Source organism: Ramlibacter sp. (assembly GCF_035655895.1).
GTDB lineage: Bacteria > Pseudomonadota > Gammaproteobacteria > Burkholderiales > Burkholderiaceae_C > Ramlibacter.
On record NZ_DASRTN010000003.1, the window covers coordinates 1 to 17729 of the forward strand.

Here is a 17729-nt window from a genome sequence, read left to right on the forward strand (position 1 = left end):
GGCAGTCCACGTGGGCGTAGTGGCGGTTGGCCGTCTCGTACTCCACGTGCGCGGTGTTGATCGTGATGCCGCGCGCCTTTTCTTCCGGAGCCGCGTCGATCTGGTCGTAGGCCTTGGCTTCGCCGCCGAACTTGGTCGACAACACCGTCGTGATGGCCGCCGTCAGCGTGGTCTTGCCATGGTCCACGTGACCGATCGTGCCCACGTTCACGTGCGGCTTGGTGCGCTCGAATTTACCTTTTGCCATTTCAATTCCTCAACAAAGAGCAATGCCCGTGTGATTGGTTTTAGGTCTGCACCGCATTGCCGGTTCCCACGCCACGGGCAGCGTGGGGCATGCGGTCGCAGACCGGAAAGTGCGGGAGCCGCTTGCGCGGCCCCTTCTTTTTGCACGTGCGCGCAGCGAGACGCGGCGGCAGGCCCGGCCTGCCGCCGCAGAATCACTTGGCGCGTGCGGCGACGATCGCCTCGGCCACGTTGCGCGGCGCTTCGGCGTAGTGCTTGAACTCCATCGTGTACGTGGCACGGCCCTGCGACATCGACCGCAGCGTGGTCGAGTAGCCGAACATCTCGGACAGCGGCACTTCGGCCTTGATGGCCTTGCCGCCGCCGGGCATGTCGTCCATGCCCTGCACCATGCCACGGCGGGACGACAGGTCACCCATCACGTTGCCGGCGTAGTCCTCGGGCGTCTCCACTTCGACGGCCATCATCGGCTCCAGGATGACCGGGTTGGCCTTCTTCGCGGCTTCCTTGAAGCCGAAGATGGCGGCCATCTTGAACGCCTGCTCGGACGAGTCCACGTCGTGGTAGGAGCCGAAGGTCAGGGTGACCTTGACGTCGACCACGGGGTAGCCCGCCAGCACGCCGGTGTTCAGCGCTTCGACCACGCCCTTCTCGACCGCCGGGATGTACTCGCGCGGCACCACGCCGCCCTTGATGGCGTCGACGAATTCGAAGCCCTTGCCGGGCTCCTGCGGCTCCAGCGTGAAGACGACGTGGCCGTACTGGCCCTTGCCGCCCGACTGGCGCACGAACTTGCCTTCGACATCCGTGACCTGCTTGCGCACGGTCTCGCGGTAGGCCACCTGCGGCTTGCCGACGTTAGCTTCCACGCCGAACTCGCGCTTCATGCGGTCGACGATGATCTCCAGGTGGAGCTCGCCCATGCCGCCGATGATGGTCTGGCCGGACTCTTCGTCGGTGTTCACGCGGAACGACGGATCCTCGGCGGCCAGGCGCTGCAGCGCCACGCCCATCTTTTCCTGGTCGGCCTTGGTCTTGGGCTCGACGGCCTGGCGGATCACCGGCTCGGGGAACACCATGCGCTCGAGCGTGACGACGCTGGACGGGTCGCACAGGGTCTCGCCGGTGGTGACGTCCTTCAGGCCCACGCAGGCAGCGATGTCGCCGGCACGGATCTCGTCGACTTCCTGGCGGTTGTTGGCGTGCATCTGCACGATCCGGCCGATGCGCTCCTTCTTGCCGCGCACCGGGTTGTAGACGCTGTCGCCCTTGGTCAAAACGCCGGAGTAGACGCGCACGAACGTCAGCTGGCCGACGAACGGGTCCGTCATCAGCTTGAACGCCAGGGCCGAGAACTTCTCGTTGTCGTCGGCCTTGCGCGTGGTTTCCTTCTCGTCCTCGTCCGTGCCCTTGACCGGCGGGATGTCCACCGGCGACGGCATGAGTTCGATCACGGCGTCCAGCATGCGCTGCACACCCTTGTTCTTGAACGCGGTGCCGCACAGCATCGGCTGGATCTCGCCGGCGATGGTGCGGGTACGCAGGCCGCGGGTGATCTCCTCTTCGGACAGGTCACCCTCTTCCAGGTACTTGTTCATCAGGTCTTCGTTGGCCTCGGCGGCCGCCTCGACCATCTTCTCGCGCCATTCCTTGGCCTGCTCGGCCAGCTCGGTGGGAATGTCCTCGAAGGTGAACTTCATGCCCTGGGACGCCTCGTCCCAGATGATGGCCTTCATCTTGCGCAGGTCGACCACGCCCTTGAAGTTCTCCTCGGCACCGATCGGGATGACGATGGGCACTGGGTTGGCCTTCAGGCGCAGCTTCATCTGGTCGTAGACCTTGAAGAAGTTGGCGCCGGTGCGGTCCATCTTGTTGACGAACGCCAGGCGCGGCACCTTGTACTTGTTGGCCTGGCGCCAGACCGTCTCGGACTGGGGCTGAACGCCGCCCACGGCGCAGTACACCATGCAGGCGCCGTCCAGCACGCGCATGGAACGCTCCACCTCGATGGTGAAGTCCACGTGGCCGGGGGTGTCGATGATGTTGATGCGGTGCTCGGGGAAGGACATGTCCATGCCCTTCCAGAAGCAGGTGGTGGCCGCGGACGTGATGGTGATGCCGCGCTCCTGCTCCTGCTCCATCCAGTCCATGGTGGCGGCGCCATCGTGCACTTCACCGATCTTGTGGTTCACACCGGTGTAGAACAGGATGCGCTCGGTGGTCGTGGTCTTGCCGGCGTCGATGTGCGCCGAGATCCCGATGTTGCGATAGCGCTCGATGGGCGTTTTGCGGGCCATGATGATCTTTCGTTCAAAGTGGGAAGGGCCCGCTGGTGGCGGGCCCCGTTCCCTCGGATTGCTTCAGATGGGGACGGTACTTAGAAGCGGAAGTGGCTGAAGGCCTTGTTGGCCTCGGCCATCCGGTGCACTTCATCGCGCTTCTTCATGGCGCCGCCGCGGCCTTCCGTGGCTTCCATGAGTTCGTTGGCCAGGCGCATGGCCATGGACTTCTCGCCGCGCTTCTTGGCGGCTTCCTTCAGCCAGCGCATCGACAGCGCCAGGCGGCGCACCGGGCGCACTTCCACCGGCACCTGGTAGTTGGCACCACCGACGCGGCGGGACTTCACCTCGACCATCGGCTTGACGTTGTTGATGGCGATGGTGAAGGCTTCCAGCGGGTCCTTGCCCGGGTTCTTCTTCTCGATCTGCTCGAGCGCGCCGTAGACGATGCGCTCGGCAACCGCCTTCTTGCCGCCTTGCATGATGACGTTCATGAACTTGGCGAGCTCGACATTGCCGTACTTGGGATCCGGCAGGATTTCACGCTTAGGGACTTCGCGACGACGTGGCATTTCTCACCTCTTGATTTGCTTCAGCTGGCTGGTCCGCAGACCAAGGCCGTGGGAGCCATTCAGGCCACCCGCTTACTCGACCCACAGGCAACATCGCCTGCTTCGGGTCACTACGCTCGATCAGCCTGCCAGGGCCGAATGAGCACCGACAAACTTCAAACCTCTTAGGCCTTCTTCGGGCGCTTGGCGCCGTACTTGGACCGGGACTGCTTGCGATCCTTGACGCCCTGCAGGTCCAGCGAACCACGGACGATGTGGTAGCGCACACCCGGCAGATCCTTCACGCGGCCGCCGCGCACGAGCACCACCGAGTGCTCCTGCAGGTTGTGGCCTTCGCCGCCGATGTACGAGATGACCTCGAAACCGTTGGTCAGGCGCACCTTGGCGACCTTGCGAAGCGCCGAGTTCGGCTTCTTCGGGGTCGTGGTGTACACGCGGGTGCACACGCCACGGCGCTGGGGGCTGTTCTGCATCGCGGGGGACTTGGATTTGGTCTTCTCGACCTCCCGCCCGTGACGCACGAGTTGGTTGATGGTTGGCATTGAAAAAAACGTCCCTAAACGTCGAAATTGGTGCCCCTGCAGGGGTGACCACGGCGCCTGGCCATGGCCCGCCGCAGCAGGCAAAGACTTCCCCGCCCCAATTGCGGGAAAGCCCGCCAGTATAGCCCGGGATGGGTTGGGCTGCAATTGGCGGCGCCGAGAGAGGGCTCAGCCGCGCGCCGCCGGGCCCGAGTGGGCGCTCACCGAGCCCACGGCCAAGGGCCGGCGCCGCTCACTTGATCCAGAGGCGGATCGCATCCCAGGCGCGCCCGAGCACGCCAGCCTGTTCCACCGCCTCCAGGGCCACCAGCGGCACTTCGGCCACCGGCTTGTCGCCGGCCAGCACGCGCAGGGTGCCGACCTGCTGGCCCTTGTTGAACGGGGCCACCAGCGGATCGGGCCGGGCCACTGCCGTCTTCAGCTGGGCCGCGGTGCCGGCCGGCACCGCCACCACCACCGCCTGGGGGCGGCCGAGCTTGACCGTCCGCACCGCGCCCTTCCACACCTCGGGCGTGGCAACCGGCTGGTTGGCGTCGAACAGCTTGATCCCCTCGTAGGCGGTGTAGCCCCAGTTCAGCAGCTTCTGCGACTCGTTGGCGCGCGCGTTCTCGCTGGTGGTGCCGAGCACGATCGACAGCAGGCGCCGGCCCTGCAGATTGGGGAAGTCGCGCTTGGCGGTGGCAATCAGGCAGTAGCCGGCAGCTTCGGTGTGCCCCGTCTTCAGGCCGTCCACGGTCGGGTCGCGGAACAGCAGCATGTTGCGATTGGTGTCATTGGCGGTGGGCGTGCCCTGGTAGCGGTACTTCTTGATCGCGTAATAGTGCAGGTGCTCGGGGAAGTCCTGCATCAGCCGGGTGGCCAGGATGCTGAGGTCGCGGGCGGTCGTGGTGTGGCCGGGCGTCGTCAGGCCCTCCGGGTTCTTGTACGCCGTGTTCTTCATGCCCAGGGCCTTGGCCTGGTCGTTCATCAGTTGCACGAAGTGTTCGACCGTGCCGCCGACCCCCTCGGCCAGGGCCACCGTCGCATCGTTGCCGGACTGGACGATCATGCCCTTGATCAGGTCGTCGACCGGCACCTGCATCTTCGGGTCGATGAACATGCGGGAGCCGGGCATCTTCCAGGCCCGCACGCTCACCGGCAACGCCTGCTGCAGGCTGATCTTCTTGGCGCGCAGCGCATCGAAGACGAGGTACTGCGTCATCAGCTTGGTCAGCGATGCGGGCTCGACCGGGCTGTCGACGTCGCGGCCGGCCAGCACCTGGTTGGCGGTGACGTCGACCAGCAGGTAGCTGCGCGCGGCGATTTCGGGCGGCTGCGGCACCTGGGCCGCGGCGGCGAGGCAGAGCAGGGCGAGCAAGGGCGCGGCAAGCGCCTTGGCGAATCGGTTCATCGTCAGGAGTTCAGGAACGGAGGTGGCGGGCCACCAGGGATTTGAGCAGCGGCAATTGTCCGTGAAAGAAGTGGCCGACCCCCGGCACGACCGTCACCGGCACCGACTGGGGCCGGGCCCAGTCCAGCACCGCGGACAGCGCGACGGTGTCGTCCTGTTCGCCGTGGACCACGAGCAGGCGGTCGTGCGCCTCGACCGGGATCGTCGCGACGGCGAAGCGGGAGGCGGCGGTGCCGACCAGCACGACCTTGCGGACGTCGCGCCCGGCCCAGAGCCCCTCGAGCACGCGGCTGGCCACGAAGGCGCCGAACGAGAAGCCGGCCAGTGCGATCGGGCCCTCCGGCGCCACAGCCTGGACCACGGCGCGCATGTCCTCGGTCTCGCCGCGGCCCTCGTCGTGCACGCCCGCACTGGCACCGACACCGCGGAAATTGAACCGCACCGAGCGCCAGCCGGCCTGCACGAAGGCGCGCGCGAGCGTCTGCACGACCTTGTTGTCCATCGTGCCGCCGAACAGGGGATGCGGATGGGCGATCACGGCCGTGCCCATGGCTGCCGCGGACGGCTCGTCCCGCAGCACCTCGATGGGGCCGGCGGCGCCCTGCAGCAGCAGCCGCTGCGTCTGCGCGTTCACGGCCAGCTCCTCACCGACCCAGGTGCGGCGGCGTGAGCAGTCGCTCCACCACCCGGCCGTTCTTCAGGTGCGACTCGACGATCTCGTCGATGTCCTGCACGTCCACGTACGTGTACCAGACCGCCTCCGGATAGACCACCGCCACCGGGCCCCCCGCGCAGCGGTCCAGGCAGCCGGCCTTGTTCACGCGCACCTGGCCGGGGCCGTTCAGTCCCTGCGCCTTGACCTGCGCCTTGCAGCGGTCGAAAGCGGCCTGGGCGCCGTGATCGGCGCAGCAGTTCTCGTTGTCGCGCTTGTTGAGGCAGAAGAAGATGTGCCGCTCGTAGTACGAGGGCCGTGCAGCTGCGTCGCTCATTGCGGGATTCTAGGCGGGGCCTCGCCCGTCGAGAGCCGCACCAGCACGTAGGCCAGGGTGACGTAAGGCCACAGCCACCCGAGCCACTGCGCCAGGCCGTGGAAGCGGATGAACCGCCCCTGCTCCCAGGCCTGCAGGGTGTGGGTGAAATAGGCGCTGGCCGGCGCCTGGTTCAGCAGGCTGAGGTGGATCACCAGCGCCAGCAGCACGAGCGCCGCGCAGCCGCCGCGCGGCATCCGCAGCAGCAGCAGCGCCAGGACCAGGCCGGTGACCAGCCCCAGCCGCACCGGCAGGCTGAGCCAGGCCCAGGCATGCACCGGGCCCCAGCTGAGCGCCGCCGACAGGGCCGTGGCAGCGACGCCGACCGTCACCAGCACGGCGGCCGCCACCGCACGCCGGGCCAGCGACCGCATCACCGAATAGGCCAGCAGGCAGGGGACCAGGGCGCCGAGGGCGACGCACACCAGTTCGGTGCCGGGCACCAGCGGCTGCAGTTCGATGTCGCGCACCGGCAGCCACTCGAGGAAGGGCGTGTCGAGCAGCCAGTCGGCCAGCGCCGCCTCCAGCCGCTCGAACACCTGGCCCAGCCCCAGCGGCACGGCCGCCGGAAACAGAAGCGCGAACGGCCACAGCGCCAGCAGCACCAGCGCACCGCGCGCCTCGTCGACGAACCAGCGCAGGCGGAACCGCCCCCAGCGATCGACGGCGCCCCATTTCTCCAGCGCGCCGGCCAGCAGGGCGCCGATCGCCGTGCCGAGCACGTTCAGGCCGAAATCCACGTTCGACGGCACCCGGGCCGGCAGGTAGGTCTGGAGCGCCTCCATGGCCAGCGACAGCACCGCGCCGGACACGGTCGCCACGACGATCGCCGCGCCGATGCCGGGGGCGACCGGCTCCGGGCGGGCACGGCGCAGCACGCTCAAGGCGAGCAGGAAACCCAGCGGCGCATAGCCGATCGCGTTGGCGGCGAAATCGAAGCCGGTCCAGTACCGGGGCCAGGGCGCGGTGAGGAACGCCCCGGGGCCGATGCCCTGGTCACGCCACTCGGTGAACGGGTACAGGCTTGCGTACACCACCAGCGCGGCGTAGGCCTGCGCCAGCGGCCAGGCGGAGGTCTTGCGCGCCGCCATGGCGGGTCAGAACGGCTTGACCACCACCAGCACGACGGCGGCCAGCAGCAGCAGCACGGGGACCTCGTTGAACCAGCGGTACCACCGGTGGCTGCGGCGGTTGGCGCCGTCCCGGAACCGCCGCAGCAGCGAGGCGCATGCATGGTGGTAGCCGACCGCCAGCAGCACGACCGCCAGCTTCGCGTGCAACCAGCCGTTCCCGGGGCCGCGGCCGATGCCGAAGCCGAGCCACAGCCACAGGCCCAGCCCCAATGCCGGCAGCGCCAGCAGGGTCGTGAAGCGCAGCAGCTTGCGCGCCATGAGCAGCAGGCGCTCCCGTTCGGCCAGCGAGCCCGGCTCGACCATCGCCAGGTTGACGTAGATCCGCGGCAGGTAGAACAGGCCGGCGAACCAGCTCGCGACGAAGACGATGTGAAGGGCTTTGACCCAGAGCATGGCGCGAGTGTAAGGAGCCGCCCCACAACGGCCGGGCTGCGGGACGGTGGAGGCAAAAAAAACCCCGACCAACGGGCCGGGGTGGGAAGCCTTGTTGCTGTCACACATTAAGGCACCCGCTCAGGGAGGAAAAGCGGGGAGCGGCAAGCCGCCCGGGGCGTAATTTAGCAAACCCACCCCGGCCCCACAAGCTCGGTCGCCCATCCACTCGGCGGATGCTCGGCTGGCGTGACCCCTTCGACCGCGCCGCCGCAGGTGCCGGGCGCGATGGGGCACAATTTTCCGATGGTCCTGCACGCCCCCTATCCCCATGGTCGCCCGCGCCGGCTGCGCCGGGACGAGTTCACCCGCAACCTCGTGCGCGAGCACGAGCTGTCGCCCAGCGACCTGATCTACCCGGTGTTCGTGCTGGATGGGCACAAGCGGCAGGAGGCGGTCGCCTCCATGCCGGGCGTGGAGCGGGTGAGCCTGGACCTGTTGCTGCCGGTGGCCGAACAGTGCGTTCGGCTGGGGATCCCGGCGATCGCCCTGTTCCCGGTCATCGACCCGAAGCTCAAGACCGAGGACGGGCGCGAAGCCACCAACCCCGAGGGCCTGGTGCCCCGCGTGGTGCGCAGCCTCAAGCAGCACTTCCCTGAACTGGGGGTGATGACCGACGTCGCCCTCGATCCGTTCACCAGCCATGGCCAGGACGGCCTGCTCGATCCCACCGGCTACATCCTGAACGACGAGACCATCGAGGTGCTCACGCAGCAGGCGCTGGTGCAGGCCGACGCCGGCGTCGACATCGTCGCGCCCAGCGACATGATGGACGGACGCATCGGCGCGATCCGCCAGGCGCTGGAGGCGCGCGGGGCAATCCACACGCGGATCATGGCGTACAGCGCGAAGTACGCCAGCGCGTTCTACGGCCCGTTCCGCGACGCGGTGGGCTCGGCCGCCAACCTCGGCAGGAGCAACAAGAAGGTCTACCAGATGGACCCGGGCAACACCGATGAAGCGCTGCGGGAGGTGGCCATGGACATCGCCGAGGGCGCCGACATGGTGATGGTCAAGCCCGGCATGCCCTATCTGGACATCGTGCGCCGGGTGAAGGACGAGTTCCGCATGCCGACCTTCGTCTACCAGGTGTCGGGCGAGTACGCGATGCTCAAGGCGGCGGCGCAGAACGGCTGGCTCGACGGCGACGCGGTGATGATGGAAAGCCTGCTGGCCTTCAAGCGGGCCGGCGCGAGCGGGGTGCTGACCTATTTCGCGCTCGACGCGGCGCGCAAGCTGCGCGGCTGAACGGCCGCGATGCAGATCGTCGAGTTCACCCGCGGTACCCTCCGCTTCCACGACAGCGTGCCCGCCGCCGCGCCGGCCGACGGATTCGTCTGGATCTTCGTCGACCGGGAGGACCTGCAGCACGCCATGCCCACGCTGCAGGAGGCGGCCCACCGGCTGGGCGGCTCCACCCTGCTCGAGCTGCACCAGAAGGACCTGGAGAACGCGGCCCATCCGTCGCACTACGACTTCACGTCGGTCTACGACCTGGTGATCTTCCGCCGGCTGGCCACGGCCGAGGAGGTCGACCGGGAGCTGCAGGGCCAGCCAGCGCCGACGGGCGCGCCTGCACTGGCCAGCTTCTACCGGATCCGCACCCGCGCCGTCTGCTTCGTGGTGTACGACCGGCTGCTGGTCTCGGTCCACCCGGCCGGCTGCTTCACGGCGCGGTCGTTCATCTCGCGCTACCTGAACGATGCGGTGCACAGCGACGGGCTGAACGGCAACCGCAGCCGGCTCCCTGCGAGCCCGTCCGACCTGATGCTGCGGATGGTCAACGTGATGGTCGACAGCTACCTCGAGTTGCGCAAGCAGCTGAGCACGGAGCTCGACCATTGGCAGCAGGAACTGCTGCGCCCCGGCACCGACTTCCGCAACTGGGGTGCGCTGATGGTGGCACGGCGCGAACTGCACACGCTGGAAGACCTGTGCGAGGAGCAGAGCGATGCGATGCAGGAGTGGCTGGACACCGCACGCGAGCAGCCGCCGCCCGGCCTGACGCAGAGCGACCGCGACGCCCTGATCGCCCGGGCGCGCGACGTGCTCGAACACATCCAGCGGGTGGTGCACCAGGTGCGGCGCATGGAGCAGGGCGCCGAAAGCGTGGTGCAGATCCACTTCTCGGCCCAGAGCAACCGCACCAACAACATCATGCGGACCCTGACGGCGCTGACCGCGATCTTCCTGCCCCTGAACCTGATCACCGGGATCTTCGGCATGAACTTCGCGTCCATGCCGCTGCTGGCCGACCCGATCGGCTTCTGGGCGGCCGTGGCGTCGATGGTGGTGGTGGCGCTCGGCCTGGGGCTGGTCTTCTGGCGCAAGCACTACCTCGAGCGCACCTCGCGGTGAGACATCCGTGATCCGCATCGGCTGCGCCGGCTGGACGCTCCCCGTGCCGGTGCAGGCGGCGTTCCCGCCCGGGCCCAGCCATCTGCAACGCTACGCCCAGGTGTTCCCGGCATGCGAGATCAACTCCTCGTTCCATCGGCCGCACCAGCCGGCGACCTGGGCGCGCTGGGCGGAGGCGGTGCCGGCGGACTTCGGCTTCTGCGCCAAGCTGCCCAGGACGATCACGCACGAGCGTCGGCTGCAGGACTGCGGCGCGCTGCTGTCGACGTTCCTCGCACAGTCCGCCGGCCTGGGTGACAAGCTGCACTGCCTGCTGGTGCAGCTGCCGCCGAGCCTGGCGTTCGATCAGGCAGTCGCCGCCCGCTTCTTCGGCCTCCTGCGCGACCACCACGCCGGCGGCATCGCGGTGGAACCGCGCCATGCGAGCTGGTTCGAGCCTTCGGTCGACGGGTGGATGGCCGGACTGCGGCTGGCCCGGGTGCTGGCCGACCCGGTGCGGCACGAGGCGGGCCGGGCGCCCGGCGGCTGGCCCGGGCTGGTGTACCTGCGGCTGCACGGCACGCCGCGGATGTACTACTCCGCCTACCCATCGGAGCTGCTGCAGGCCCTGGCGCGCCGCCTGCTGCTGGCGCAGGCCGGCGGCGCGCAGGTCTGGTGCATCTTCGACAACACCGCCGGGCAGGCCGCGGCAGGCAACGCGCTGGAACTGCAGCGCCTGGTTCAGACGTACGGCGGCTGAAGGCCCTCGTTGGCGAGGACGCGCTGCACGGCGGGGCGCGCCAGCATGCGCTGCAGATAGGGACCGAGCTGGGGCAGTTCGCGCGCCCGGTCCTGGCTGAAGTTGCGCGTCCAGCGGCACAGGGTGAAGACGTAGGCATCGAGCGCCGAGTACGCCTGGCCCAGGAACCAGGGACCGCCCGCCGACGCCAGCTCGGCGTCCAGCTGCGCCAGCAGGCCCACCACCTTGCGCCGGGCATGCTCGCGCACCTGCGACACGCCCGCCGCGTTGCCTTCGTCGACCCACCGCTCCGGATAGAAATAGACGATCAGCGTCGCCTGCAGCGTGTTGGTCAGCCACATCAGCCACTTGTAGAACCGGCTGCGCGCGTCGGTGCCGAACGCGGGCGCGAGGCCGGCCTCCGGATGGCGGTCGCACAGATGCAGCACGATGGCGGCCGTCTCGTACAGCACCAGGTCGCCATCGACCAGCACCGGGATCAGGCCGTTCGGGTTCAGCCGCAGGTAGCCCGGCTCCTTGTGCGCGTTGACGGCCCGGTCGACGTGCACGCGCTCGAACGGCACGCCGAGTTCCTCGAGGAGGATGTGCGGCACCATGGCCGCGGTGCTGGGGTAGTGGTGCAGCTGAATCATTCGAGGGGCTTGAGGCCGAACATGGTGGCGGCATTGTCCCAGGCCACGCGGCGCGCCACGTCCGGGGGCAGGTCGCCCAGCCAGGTGCGATAGCCGGCCATGAGGTCGTCGTAGTACAGCCAGCGCTGGTTGACCCAGGTGTCCGAGCCGATCACGAAGCGGCCGGGGTACTTCAGGACCAGCTGGCGCCACTCGGGACAGAGTCTGCCGCCGTCGCAGGTCAGGCCGGGCCGGTACGACAGCTCCCCCACCAGCAAGGGATAGCGGGCGAGCAGCTGGTCGACGCGGGCCACCGGTGCGCCGCCGATGCCCGTGTGGGCCCAGATCAGCCGAAGCTTCTGGCCCTTGGAAGGCGTGTTCGCCATCAGCAGGTCGATCGCGACGTCGTCCACGTGGGCCAGCACGGCGAGCTGGCGCTCCTCGGCCAGCTGCATCAGCTGGCGCGCCACCGGCCCGTTGGCGTTGGCGCTGTCGTACAGGTGGAACTCGCCGATGCCGCGGAACGGTCCCGCGGCGGTTCCACGCGCGAGCTCCGACTGCACCATCTGCGCGATGGTCTCGTCGCGGAACCAGTTGTCGTAGTCGGCCCGGTTGCGATACAGCCGCACGAAGGGAACCACGGTCACGCCGGCCGCCCGCGTCTGCGGCGACGAGGCCAGCGCGTGGGTGCCGGCGTTCGGCCGCGAGTTCGACACGACCGCCTTGACGCCGTTGCGCTGCATGCGCGCCAGCACGTCGGACAACGGGTGCGGGCCCGTGCTGCCGTTCCACGCTTCCTCGTTGTAGTGCAGGTGCGTGTCGAACAGCGGCCCCGCGTAGTCGGCGGCCGATGCCGGCCAGGCCGACAGGAACAGCGCAGCGGCCAGCAGCGGCCGCGCGAGGGTGGCCGCTGCGCCCATCAGGCGGCCAGGTGTTTCTGGAAGAACGCCAGCGAACGCTCCCGCGCCTGCTTGGCGGACGGCTCGTTCCAAGAACCGCGCTGGTCGCAGTTGAAGCCGTGGTTGGCCTGGTAGACGTGGACCTCCACCTCCGGATGGCTCTTGCGGAAGGCTTCCACGCTGTCCAGCGGGATCCAGTGGTCCTGGTCGCCGAAGTGCGACAGCACCGGCACCTTCGGATGCCGTGCCGCCTCGTCCGGCGTGGTCATGCCGCCGCCGTAGTAGGTGACCGCGGCGGACAGTCCGTCGAGCGTGCAGGCCGAACGCCAGGACAGCAGCCCGCCCCAGCAGTAGCCGACGATGCCGACCTTGCCGCCGCGGGCCGCGTGGCGGATCGCGGCCTGGATGTCCTGCATCACACCCGGCGCCGGCAGGGCCTCGACCGCCGTCTTGAGGGCGAAGCCCGCGGACATGTCCTCTTCCTTGTAGCCGAGCTCGACGCCCGGCTTGACCCGGTGGAAGGTGGACGGCGCCACGGCCAGGAAGCCTTCGCGCGCGTAGCCGTCGGCAACGGCGCGGATGTGCGAGTTCACACCGAAGATTTCCTGCAGCACCACCACCGCGCCCTTGGCCTGGCCGCTGGGTTGCGCCACGTAGGCGGGAAAGGCGAGGCCGTCGTCGGCCTTCAGATCCACGAATGCACCCATGGTGTTCTCCTTGTCAGTTGGAAATTTGTTCAAGCCTGCGTTGCAGGAAGTCGAGCCGGTCCTGGCCCCAGAAGATCTCGCCGTCCACCACATAGCTCGGGCCGCCGAAGACGCCCGCCTCGATGGCGGCCGCGGTGTGCCCGTCATAGCGTTGCTGCACCGGTGCCTCGCGCGACTGCGCCAGTCGCTCCGGCGGCAGACCGTTCTCGGCCAGCAGGTCGGCCAGCACGGCCGCGTCGGCGATGTTGCGCTCCTCGGCCCAGACGGCGCGCAGCACGGCGCCGCCGATCCGCAGCGCCGCGTCGCTGCCGTCGTGCTGGTCGACCGCGACCACCAGCCGTGCAGCATCGTCGCCGGCGACCGGGAAGAAGCGCGGCTGCACGTGCAGCGGCACGCCCAGGTGCTCGGAAAAGCGCCTGAGCTCGACCAGGCGATAGGCCTGGCGCTGCGGTGCGCGCTTGGGCAGGGGCAGGCCGCCGCTGACCGGGAAGATCTTCCCGAGGTCGATCGGCCGCAGGCGCACCGAGGCGCCGTGCTCGCGCGCGAGTCGAACGAACCGGTCGTGGCCGAGGTAGGTCCAGGGACTCTGCGGCGCGAAGAAGTAGTCGATGGTGGCGGCCATGTTGTCTCCGGTTCGCTTTGGTCTAATCGGCGGTTGTAGCGCAAAACGCGCAACCCACGCGGAGGACGGCAATTGGAACAGCAAGTGGTCCTGGTCACCGGCGGCAGTCGCGGGATCGGAGCGGCGACTGCGCGGCTCGCGGCGGCACGCGGGTGGGCGGTGGCGGTGAACTACACCGCGAACTCGCGCGCGGCCGACGACGTGGTGCGGGGCATCCGGGCCGATGGTGGCCAGGCCATCGCGGTGCATGCCGACGTGGCCGACGAGGCCCAGGTGCTCGCGATGTTCGAGATGGTGGATGCCCAGCTCGGGCGGCTCACGGGCCTGGTCAACAACGCGGGCGTGGTCGACGTGACCGCGCGCGTCGAGGAGATGTCGGTGCAGCGCCTGCGCCGCATGTTCGACATCAACGTGATCGGCTCCATGGTGTGCGCACGCGAGGCCGTCCGGCGGATGAGCACGCGCCGCGGGGGTGGCGGGGGTTCGATCGTCAACCTCTCCAGCGCCGCCGCGCGGCTGGGCGCCCCCGGCCAGTACGTCGACTACGCGGCGGCCAAGGGCGCCATCGATGCCTTCACCATCGGCCTGGCCAAGGAAGTGGGCGCGGACGGCATCCGGGTCAATGCGGTGCGGCCGGGCCTGATCGAGACCGACATCCACGCCTCCGGCGGACTGCCCGACCGGGTGCGGCAACTCGCGCACCAGGTGCCGATGCAGCGGGGCGGCTCCGCCGAGGAGGTGGCGCAGGCGATCGTCTGGCTGCTCTCGCCAGAAGCGAGCTACACCACCATGAGCGTGCTCGACGTCTCGGGGGGCCGCTGATGGCCGCGATCCGCTACTACTGGGAAGACCTGCAACCGGGCTCGGTGCGCGAGCTGGGCTCGATCACACCCACCGAGCAGGACATCCGGGCGTTCGCCGCGCAGTTCGACCCGCAGCCCTTCCACCTGGACGAGGAAGCCGGGCGCCAGTCGGTGTTCGGCGGGCTGTGCGCGAGCGGCTGGCACACCTGCGCGATGGCGATGCGCCTGACGGTCGACAACTTCCTGCGCGAATCGTCCAGCATGGGCTCGCCAGGGCTGGAGAAACTGAGCTGGCTGCAGCCGGTGTTCCCGGGCGACACCCTCAGCTTGCGCCACACGATCCTCGAATCGCGGCCGCTGCGCAGCAAGCCCGACATCGGGCTGGTCCGATCCAGCTGGGAGATGAGCAACCAGCACGGCGAGAAGGTGCTGCACATGGAGGGCTACGGCATGTTTCGCCGGCGCCACCCCGCCTGAAGGCATGGACCTCAAGCCCCTGGTCACGCTGCTGGCGATCGTCAACCCGTTGGCGATCGTGCCGTTCTTCATCCACTACACGCACGGGTTCTCGGCTGCGCAGCGGCGCGACACGGTGTTGACGGCCTCGTTCACCGCCTTCGCGGTGATCGCCAGCAGCGCCCTGCTGGGCCTGCAGCTGCTGTCCTTCTTCGGCATCTCGCTCGCGAGCTTCCAGGTCGGCGGCGGCATGCTGCTGCTGACGAGTGCGCTGAACATGCTGAATGCGCAGCCAGCCGAGGCCAAGCGCGATGGCGACGAGCTCGCCGAAGGCGCCGAGAAGGCCGCGATGGGCGCCAGCATCGCGGTGGTGCCGCTCACCATTCCCCTGCTCACCGGGCCGGCCACGATCTCCACCGTGGTGATCTACGCCGAGCAGGCGCACACCGTGCTGCAGCTGGCAGCGCTGGTCGGCTACGGCGTGGTGATCGCGCTGGCCACCGCCGTGTGCCTGTCGCTGGCCGACGTGATCGCCCGCGTGCTCGGTCGCACCGGCATCAACGTCATGACCCGTCTGATGGGCCTGATCCTGGCCGCGCTGGCGGTGGAGGTGATGGCGCTCGGCCTGCTGAAGCTGTTTCCCGCGCTGGCCGGCTGAGCGGCGTCAGGCGGCGCCCTGCAGGCGCTTGAGCAGCTGGTTGCTGGTGTTGCGCAGCCGCTGGGCGAGCAGCTGGGTGATCTTGACCAGCAGCTTGGCCCCGACCGCCGGATGCTCGGTGATCAGGCGCGCCACCGCCTGCCGGGTGAGCACCGCGGCCTCCAGGTCGCTCAGGGCCCAGACGCTGGCATAGCGCGGCTCGCCATCCAGCATCGACATCTCGCCCAGCACCGCGCCCGTCTTGACCACGGCCACGCGGGCGGCCTCGCCGGGCCCCGGACGCTGCACCTCCGAGCCCACCTTGCGCTTGCCGACGTCCACTGTCCCCGACAGCAGCAGCAGCATCCAGTCGCTCGGATCATCCTCCGCCATCAGCGTCTGCCCGGCGCGCGCGCGCACGCGCAGCATCGCCTGCCCGAGCACGTCGGCCTCGGCGGGACTGAAGTCCTGCAGCAGCGGCGATCCGTCCATCAGGTCGCGTCGGGCGGACAACTGCTCGCAGCACCCGACGATCTCCAGGCCCGCGGCGCGCAACCGCTCCTCCACCGGGCGGCGCGGCGTGGCTGCCGTGACGAGCCGCGCGGCGCCGCTGGTGTCCACAGAGGGCGGCTCGCCGTTCATCGCGTGCGGCCCACCCGCTGCAGCCAGCCGCCGATGTCCGCCGCCGCGGCGTCGGTCGCGGACGTCAACGCGCGCACCCCGCCGGACGCGTCCGGGGTCGGCGCCGGGCCGTCGGCCACGATGGCGCGCTGCCCCACCAGCACATCGCCGCTGCGGGTGTTGGCGATCAGCGTCGCGCGCAGCCGCAGCACGCCGCGGCTGCGGTCCGGCGCGTCGAACACGTGGGTGAACTCCTCCAGTTCCAGCCGCAGCAGGTGCAGCGGCTGGTCGCCCTCGCGCGCCAGTGCCGCGCTTTCATCGAGGCTGAGCACGGGCCGCTCGCGCCCGAGCTGCTGCCGCAGGCGCTGGCGCACCAGCTGCGGCGGCGGCGCGCTCCAGCGCGACAGCGCATAGGCGCGCAGCTGGTGGTCGTCGGCATAGGCCAGCCGGTAGAGCATGTTCGAGCCCTCCAGCGCCCCGGCTGCCTCGACGTCCGGCAGCACCAGCGGCGTGCCGGGAGCGCCGTTGGCGGCGGCCGGCGTCGCCGACGACGGGAGCGCGCCGAGGTCGAACAGCGTGGGACGCTGCGGCCGGTCGACGAAGGTGCCGCAGCCGGTCAGCGCGGCAGCACCGGCCACGAGCAGCAGACGGCGCTGCGGCGAGAGCATTCCTGTCATGGCCGTCCTCCCGGCGCCGTGAAGCCGCGTTCGCCCGGACCGGGCTCGATGCGGCCGGTGCCGAAGATCAGCGACTGCGGGTTGTCGTTGATGCCGTTGACCGTGCGACTGAGCTGGCGCACCGCCCTCGAGGTGTCTTCGGTCGCCCGGTTGATCCGGGGCAGGGTCGCGGCGTTGAACGAGTCCGCCGCGTGCGACAGCGCCTCGGTGCCTTCGGCCAGCCGGTCGATCGGTCCGTTCGGCTCGTTCAGCCGGCGCGCGGTGCGCCCGATCTCTCCGAGCGCGGCGCGCGCCTCGTCGGAGGTGTCGCGCAGCGAGGCCAGCGCCGCGTCGCTGCGCCGCACCAGCCCGGGAATGTCCACCACGCGCGGGCCGAACTGCGCGGTCAGGACGGTGTTCAGGTTGTTGCTCAGCTGGCTGATGTCGGCGGCAGCCCGGGCCACGTTGTCGACGGCGCCCGTCATCCGCTTCTGGTTCGGGTCGTCCAGCAGGCGGTTCACCCGGGTCGTGATCTGCTCGACCTGATCGAGGATGACCTCGCCGCGTTCGGTCAGCTTGGTGAGCAGGCCGGGCTTGAGCGGGATCCGGGGCGGCGCCTCGTCGTTGGGCTGCAGGCGCGGGGCTGGCTTGCCGGTGTCGTCCAGCTGCACGAACGCCAGTCCGGTGACGCCCTGGAACGACAGCGTGGCGAACGTCTCCGCCGTGACCGGGGCACCCCGTTCGATGTCCAGTCGCACCAGCACGTTGCCCTGCGCCTTGGGATCGAAGCCGATGGCCGTGACCTTGCCCACGTCCACGCCGCGGTAGCGCACTGGGGCCTGTTCCTGCAGGCCGGTGACGGCCTCGCGGGTCGAGATCTCGTAGCGGTCGCGCGCGCCCGAGTCGCGCGTGAGCCAGGCGCCGAGCACCAGCAGCAGCGCCGTGAGCGCCAGCACGAACAGGCCGGCGGCCAGGGCATGGGCCTTGTTTTCCATCGG

Annotated in this window: 22 protein-coding genes; 6 read left to right on the plus strand and 16 right to left on the minus strand. The window is 69.4% G+C overall.

The window, feature by feature from the left end; translation table 11 throughout:
- From VFE82_RS00820 to VFE82_RS00860, 9 genes are all read right to left on the minus strand, one after another.
- Positions 1-247 (minus strand): GTP-binding protein (locus tag VFE82_RS00820; protein ID WP_324998336.1); only part of this gene is annotated, 247 nt, incomplete at its 3' end.
- A gap of 193 nt (positions 248-440) precedes the next feature.
- On the minus strand, positions 441-2543 hold the full coding sequence (gene fusA, locus VFE82_RS00825; RefSeq protein WP_324998337.1) for an elongation factor G: 2103 nt from the start codon (positions 2541-2543) through the stop codon (positions 441-443).
- Between the two features lie 80 nt (positions 2544-2623).
- Entirely contained in the window at positions 2624-3097 is a 474-nt protein-coding gene (rpsG, locus tag VFE82_RS00830) for a 30S ribosomal protein S7 (RefSeq protein ID WP_193781215.1), read from the minus strand.
- A gap of 164 nt (positions 3098-3261) precedes the next feature.
- Positions 3262-3639 (minus strand): 30S ribosomal protein S12, encoded by a 378-nt coding sequence (rpsL, locus tag VFE82_RS00835; RefSeq protein ID WP_145895503.1) that lies wholly within the window; start codon positions 3637-3639, stop codon positions 3262-3264.
- Positions 3640-3871: 232 nt separating this feature from the next.
- A complete protein-coding gene (locus VFE82_RS00840; RefSeq protein WP_324998338.1) occupies positions 3872-5029 on the minus strand; it encodes a D-alanyl-D-alanine carboxypeptidase family protein in 1158 nt (385 codons plus the stop codon).
- A 10-nt stretch (positions 5030-5039) separates the two neighbouring features.
- On the minus strand, positions 5040-5663 hold the full coding sequence (locus VFE82_RS00845; protein WP_324998339.1) for an alpha/beta hydrolase: 624 nt from the start codon (positions 5661-5663) through the stop codon (positions 5040-5042).
- Positions 5664-5673: 10 nt separating this feature from the next.
- On the minus strand, positions 5674-6018 hold the full coding sequence (locus tag VFE82_RS00850; protein WP_324998340.1) for a (2Fe-2S) ferredoxin domain-containing protein: 345 nt from the start codon (positions 6016-6018) through the stop codon (positions 5674-5676).
- Complete coding sequence (locus VFE82_RS00855; protein ID WP_324998341.1) at positions 6015-7148, minus strand: VanZ family protein; 1134 nt, start codon at positions 7146-7148, stop codon at positions 6015-6017. Before VFE82_RS00855 ends, VFE82_RS00850 begins: the two co-directional genes overlap by 4 nt.
- Positions 7149-7154: 6 nt before the next feature.
- Positions 7155-7583 (minus strand): CopD family protein, encoded by a 429-nt coding sequence (locus VFE82_RS00860; protein WP_324998342.1) that lies wholly within the window; start codon positions 7581-7583, stop codon positions 7155-7157.
- A 285-nt stretch (positions 7584-7868) separates the two neighbouring features.
- On the opposite strand from VFE82_RS00860, the gene hemB reads away from it, so the two are divergent.
- Genes hemB through VFE82_RS00875 form a run of 3 tightly spaced genes read left to right on the plus strand, consistent with a single transcriptional unit; the run spans position 7869 to position 10719 of the window.
- Complete coding sequence (hemB, locus tag VFE82_RS00865; protein WP_324998343.1) at positions 7869-8870, plus strand: porphobilinogen synthase; 1002 nt, start codon at positions 7869-7871, stop codon at positions 8868-8870.
- A gap of 9 nt (positions 8871-8879) precedes the next feature.
- The gene (locus VFE82_RS00870; protein ID WP_324998344.1) at positions 8880-9980 is read left to right on the plus strand and encodes a magnesium transporter CorA family protein; all 1101 of its coding nucleotides are present in this window, start codon (positions 8880-8882) and stop codon (positions 9978-9980) included.
- Between the two features lie 7 nt (positions 9981-9987).
- The gene (locus VFE82_RS00875; RefSeq protein WP_324998345.1) at positions 9988-10719 is read left to right on the plus strand and encodes a DUF72 domain-containing protein; all 732 of its coding nucleotides are present in this window, start codon (positions 9988-9990) and stop codon (positions 10717-10719) included.
- Here the strand turns inward: VFE82_RS00875 and VFE82_RS00880 are convergent.
- From VFE82_RS00880 to VFE82_RS00895, 4 genes are read right to left on the minus strand one after another with little or no spacing between them, the layout of a single operon-like run.
- Positions 10701-11351, minus strand: coding sequence for a glutathione S-transferase family protein (locus VFE82_RS00880; RefSeq protein WP_324998346.1), 651 nt, complete (start codon positions 11349-11351; stop codon positions 10701-10703). The genes VFE82_RS00875 and VFE82_RS00880 overlap by 19 nt on opposite strands.
- The gene (locus tag VFE82_RS00885) at positions 11348-12250 is read right to left on the minus strand and encodes an amidohydrolase family protein (RefSeq protein WP_324998347.1); all 903 of its coding nucleotides are present in this window, start codon (positions 12248-12250) and stop codon (positions 11348-11350) included. The genes VFE82_RS00880 and VFE82_RS00885 overlap by 4 nt, the downstream gene beginning before the upstream one ends.
- On the minus strand, positions 12250-12936 hold the full coding sequence (locus VFE82_RS00890; protein WP_324998348.1) for a dienelactone hydrolase family protein: 687 nt from the start codon (positions 12934-12936) through the stop codon (positions 12250-12252). The genes VFE82_RS00885 and VFE82_RS00890 overlap by 1 nt, the downstream gene beginning before the upstream one ends.
- A 13-nt stretch (positions 12937-12949) precedes the next feature.
- The gene (locus VFE82_RS00895) at positions 12950-13558 is read right to left on the minus strand and encodes a 2-hydroxychromene-2-carboxylate isomerase (RefSeq protein WP_324998349.1); all 609 of its coding nucleotides are present in this window, start codon (positions 13556-13558) and stop codon (positions 12950-12952) included.
- Positions 13559-13630: 72 nt separating this feature from the next.
- Here VFE82_RS00895 and VFE82_RS00900 point away from each other — a divergent pair, with 72 nt between their 5' ends.
- Genes VFE82_RS00900 through VFE82_RS00910 form a run of 3 tightly spaced genes read left to right on the plus strand, consistent with a single transcriptional unit; the run spans position 13631 to position 15475 of the window.
- The gene (locus tag VFE82_RS00900) at positions 13631-14380 is read left to right on the plus strand and encodes an SDR family oxidoreductase (RefSeq protein ID WP_324998350.1); all 750 of its coding nucleotides are present in this window, start codon (positions 13631-13633) and stop codon (positions 14378-14380) included.
- Positions 14380-14838 carry a MaoC family dehydratase gene (locus VFE82_RS00905; protein ID WP_324998351.1) on the plus strand — a complete coding sequence of 153 codons (459 nt, stop codon included), beginning with the start codon at positions 14380-14382 and terminating at the stop codon, positions 14836-14838. Before VFE82_RS00900 ends, VFE82_RS00905 begins: the two co-directional genes overlap by 1 nt.
- 4 nt (positions 14839-14842) lie before the next feature.
- A complete protein-coding gene (locus VFE82_RS00910; RefSeq protein WP_324998352.1) occupies positions 14843-15475 on the plus strand; it encodes a MarC family protein in 633 nt (210 codons plus the stop codon).
- Positions 15476-15481: 6 nt separating this feature from the next.
- On the opposite strand, the gene VFE82_RS00915 is transcribed toward VFE82_RS00910, so the two are convergent.
- The 3 genes from VFE82_RS00915 to VFE82_RS00925 are packed head-to-tail and all read right to left on the minus strand — an operon-like array spanning position 15482 to position 17726.
- Entirely contained in the window at positions 15482-16096 is a 615-nt protein-coding gene (locus VFE82_RS00915; protein WP_324998353.1) for a cyclic nucleotide-binding domain-containing protein, read from the minus strand.
- Complete coding sequence (locus tag VFE82_RS00920) at positions 16093-16752, minus strand: ABC-type transport auxiliary lipoprotein family protein (protein WP_324998354.1); 660 nt, start codon at positions 16750-16752, stop codon at positions 16093-16095. The genes VFE82_RS00915 and VFE82_RS00920 overlap by 4 nt, the downstream gene beginning before the upstream one ends.
- Positions 16749-17726, minus strand: a complete 978-nt coding sequence (locus tag VFE82_RS00925; protein ID WP_324998355.1) for an MlaD family protein — start codon at positions 17724-17726, stop codon at positions 16749-16751. The genes VFE82_RS00920 and VFE82_RS00925 overlap by 4 nt, the downstream gene beginning before the upstream one ends.
- Positions 17727-17729: the final 3 nt, after the last annotated feature.

Bases quoted from the DNA above. Each gene is read 5' to 3' on its own strand.
- VFE82_RS00890 (WP_324998348.1), bottom strand. From the start codon at position 12,936: ATGGGTGCATTCGTGGATCTGAAGGCCGACGACGGCCTCGCCTTTCCC.
- VFE82_RS00920 (WP_324998354.1), bottom strand. From the start codon at position 16,752: ATGACAGGAATGCTCTCGCCGCAGCGCCGTCTGCTGCTCGTGGCCGGT.
- VFE82_RS00870 (WP_324998344.1), top strand. From the start codon at position 8,880: ATGCAGATCGTCGAGTTCACCCGCGGTACCCTCCGCTTCCACGACAGC.
- VFE82_RS00860 (WP_324998342.1), bottom strand. From the start codon at position 7,583: ATGCTCTGGGTCAAAGCCCTTCACATCGTCTTCGTCGCGAGCTGGTTC.
- VFE82_RS00840 (WP_324998338.1), bottom strand. From the start codon at position 5,029: ATGAACCGATTCGCCAAGGCGCTTGCCGCGCCCTTGCTCGCCCTGCTC.
- VFE82_RS00855 (WP_324998341.1), bottom strand. From the start codon at position 7,148: ATGGCGGCGCGCAAGACCTCCGCCTGGCCGCTGGCGCAGGCCTACGCC.
- VFE82_RS00925 (WP_324998355.1), bottom strand. From the start codon at position 17,726: ATGGAAAACAAGGCCCATGCCCTGGCCGCCGGCCTGTTCGTGCTGGCG.
- VFE82_RS00915 (WP_324998353.1), bottom strand. From the start codon at position 16,096: ATGAACGGCGAGCCGCCCTCTGTGGACACCAGCGGCGCCGCGCGGCTC.
- rpsG (WP_193781215.1), bottom strand. From the start codon at position 3,097: ATGCCACGTCGTCGCGAAGTCCCTAAGCGTGAAATCCTGCCGGATCCC.
- VFE82_RS00910 (WP_324998352.1), top strand. From the start codon at position 14,843: ATGGACCTCAAGCCCCTGGTCACGCTGCTGGCGATCGTCAACCCGTTG.
- VFE82_RS00880 (WP_324998346.1), bottom strand. From the start codon at position 11,351: ATGATTCAGCTGCACCACTACCCCAGCACCGCGGCCATGGTGCCGCAC.
- VFE82_RS00885 (WP_324998347.1), bottom strand. From the start codon at position 12,250: ATGGGCGCAGCGGCCACCCTCGCGCGGCCGCTGCTGGCCGCTGCGCTG.
- hemB (WP_324998343.1), top strand. From the start codon at position 7,869: ATGGTCCTGCACGCCCCCTATCCCCATGGTCGCCCGCGCCGGCTGCGC.
- rpsL (WP_145895503.1), bottom strand. From the start codon at position 3,639: ATGCCAACCATCAACCAACTCGTGCGTCACGGGCGGGAGGTCGAGAAG.
- VFE82_RS00850 (WP_324998340.1), bottom strand. From the start codon at position 6,018: ATGAGCGACGCAGCTGCACGGCCCTCGTACTACGAGCGGCACATCTTC.
- VFE82_RS00895 (WP_324998349.1), bottom strand. From the start codon at position 13,558: ATGGCCGCCACCATCGACTACTTCTTCGCGCCGCAGAGTCCCTGGACC.
- fusA (WP_324998337.1), bottom strand. From the start codon at position 2,543: ATGGCCCGCAAAACGCCCATCGAGCGCTATCGCAACATCGGGATCTCG.
- VFE82_RS00905 (WP_324998351.1), top strand. From the start codon at position 14,380: ATGGCCGCGATCCGCTACTACTGGGAAGACCTGCAACCGGGCTCGGTG.